The following is a 2,576-nucleotide window of genomic DNA, read 5'->3' on the forward strand; positions in this document are numbered from 1 at the left end:
CTCAAGGATCGGGTACTGGGACAGCTGAACGAGCGTCAGGAACGCTATGCAAAGCTGATTCATCAGAGTGGGCGTCAGTTGATGACGGTGGTCAACGATATTTTAGATTTGACTCGGATGGAGACGGGGCAGTTGGAACTGTCGCCAGAACCCGTGAATCTTCTGACAGTGTGCGATCGCGCTTTATCTCAAGCGAGACAACTCCAGACCTTAAAAGACCAACCGGCAACGGGGCATGAACCAGTCAGCAACGCCAAAGAGGAACTGGGTTTTACGCTCAGTATCGAACCTGGATTAGAAACGATTGTGGCGGACGATTTGCGTCTGCGCCAGATGCTCACTCACCTGCTTTCCAACGCCCTCAAATTTACCGAAGCGGGCGGCGAAATTGGACTGAAAGTTAGTCGGTGGGAAGGCTGGATTGCTTTTACTGTTTGGGACACTGGCATTGGTATCCCAGAGGCAAAACAACATCTAATTTTTCAAAAATTTCAACAGCTAGAAGACCCCATGACCCGCCGCTTTGACGGGACGGGGTTGGGGCTGGTTTTAACCCAAGGTTTGGCTCGTCTGCACGGTGGGGATGTTTCCTTTATCTCCAAACCCGGTGAGGGAAGCCAGTTTACCCTGCTACTTCCTCCGATTCCCCCGACGCGCAAGGAGGAAGGAAGCCGGATGAAGGCTCAAAAAAATCGGGATGCATCCTTCACTCCCCATCGTTCATCCTTGAACCGCAATCGGTTGATTTTGATCGTCGAAGCCGCACCTCAGTACATCGACCATCTCACTCAGCAACTCACCAGTTTAGGCTATCGAGCTGCGATCGCTCGTTCCGGGACAGAAGCCCTCGAAAAAGCACGGCGATTTCAGCCACAAGCCATACTGCTCAACCCGTGCTTGCCCCTGCTTTCCGGCTGGGACGTGCTGACTCTGCTCAAATCAGACGACCAAACCTGCCACATTCCAGTCATCGTGACAGCCGCTAACGCTGAAAAAGAGCAAGCCGCCTCCAACCGAGCAGACGGCTTTTTAACGCTGCCCGTCCAGGCGGAAACTTTACGCCACAGCCTGACTTGTTTAACCAAGCCAAAGCAATGCACCAACGTCAGCCTGACGATTTTACATCTCACTTCTCTTGAGCAAGCCGCGATAGAATTTTCGCCCACCGCATTGGGACTCTCGCCAAATCACCGGGTTCTAGAAGCCGACGATCTAGAACAGGCAGAACTTCTGGCTCGCGTTTGGCAGCCGGATGTCGTTATCCTCGATGGTGGGGGTCTAGAAGATCCGCTTGTCTATCTCCAACAACTTGCCTCACAGACGACCCTAGCTTCTCTACCTTTAGTAACGCTAGATCGCCCGACGACTGAGGCGGCAAATCAAGTGAGCAGTCTTTGTGTCTTTCCCTGTTTGGCAGGAGATGGGAACGATCACACCGCCGCCTTATTGCAGGTGATTCAGATTGCCGTCGGGATGAGCTGTAAGCCAAGCATTTTAGTCGTCGATGCGCGATCGCTGATGGATTTGTCGGCAAGCGTCAATCGCTACCCGACCAGCGAAGCCTTCGACCCTCGATTGTTCGCTAAACCCCAGCTGGGCAGCTCGAAGGCATCGCCTCTGATTCACTACCTACAAAAAGCCGGGTTTAGAAGTATACTTTCGCGGTCTTGGACTGAAGTATTGCGGCAACTTCAACAGCAAAACGTTGATTTATTGCTGATCGATCTGGCAGACATGGAGCTAAATCCAGCCTTGATGGAGGCGCTGGCTTCCTTGAGACAGATGCCTTTTCTGCCGCCGATTTTGGTGCTTGAGCATCAAAATGATGGGGTCGATGAAGCTACCTCAGAGTTGCCGGAAATCCTCAGCGCGATCGCTACCAAAATTCTGCGCGTGCCCACCCTATCGATGGCAGAAGTGTTAGACCAAATTCACCAAACCCTTACCCAATCAACCTACTAACTCTCATCCCCACCTCACCTTCTCGTTCCCCGGTGCAGAGGTACGGCATTGCCGTGCCTGCTGAAATGTTGGCATGGGCGACTACCTACTCAAGCCATCTATAAGCAGTAACTTTTTATACACCTGTTTCCCGGCGTATTTTCCCTTGACAATGCCATAATTCCTTGAGTATATTGCACTAGTAGTAGAACATTTGTTCTATTTAAAGGCTGTGTTCCTGGTTAGATTGCGACACTCTGCTGTAGGAAATTCACCTACGACGGAGCAACTTTTTTATGGAGAAAAAGCATGAATAAAGTGGCATCCAAAGACAGCAAAGAACAGATTCTAGAAGCCTTCAAACAACTGATTGCAGACAAGAAAAGAATCGAGTCAAAAATCGCGACTAAGGAACAAGAAGCAGAAAAAGAAAAGAACAAAGAAGTTCTTCAAGCAGCTTCTACTTATACCATCGATAGTATTGTCAAAGGTCTAGCCGATCTGCAATTAGAGTTTGGCGGAATTGTTTTTGGACTCTCCGCAAAATTAACGGGTGAAACTTCAAAGTTAGACGAACTAAAACGGGCGCTAGACATTGAAACGCAGCATTTGCAAGAACTTCAGCAAATCAGAGT

Annotated in this window: 1 protein-coding gene and 1 pseudogene; both read left to right on the forward strand. The window is 49.9% G+C overall.

The genetic code is table 11. The annotated features are described in order from the left end of the window. Nucleotides 1–1,962 (forward strand): ATP-binding protein (locus tag H6F50_RS00250; RefSeq protein ID WP_190424994.1); only part of this gene is annotated, 1,962 nt, incomplete at its 5' end. A 288-nt stretch (nt 1,963–2,250) separates the two neighbouring features. Then, a pseudogene (locus tag H6F50_RS00255) lies at nt 2,251–2,576 on the forward strand (hypothetical protein); the annotation flags it as partial.

Origin of the sequence: Coleofasciculus sp. FACHB-712, from assembly GCF_014695635.1 — a bacterium.
Classification (GTDB): Bacteria; Cyanobacteriota; Cyanobacteriia; order Cyanobacteriales; family FACHB-T130; genus FACHB-T130.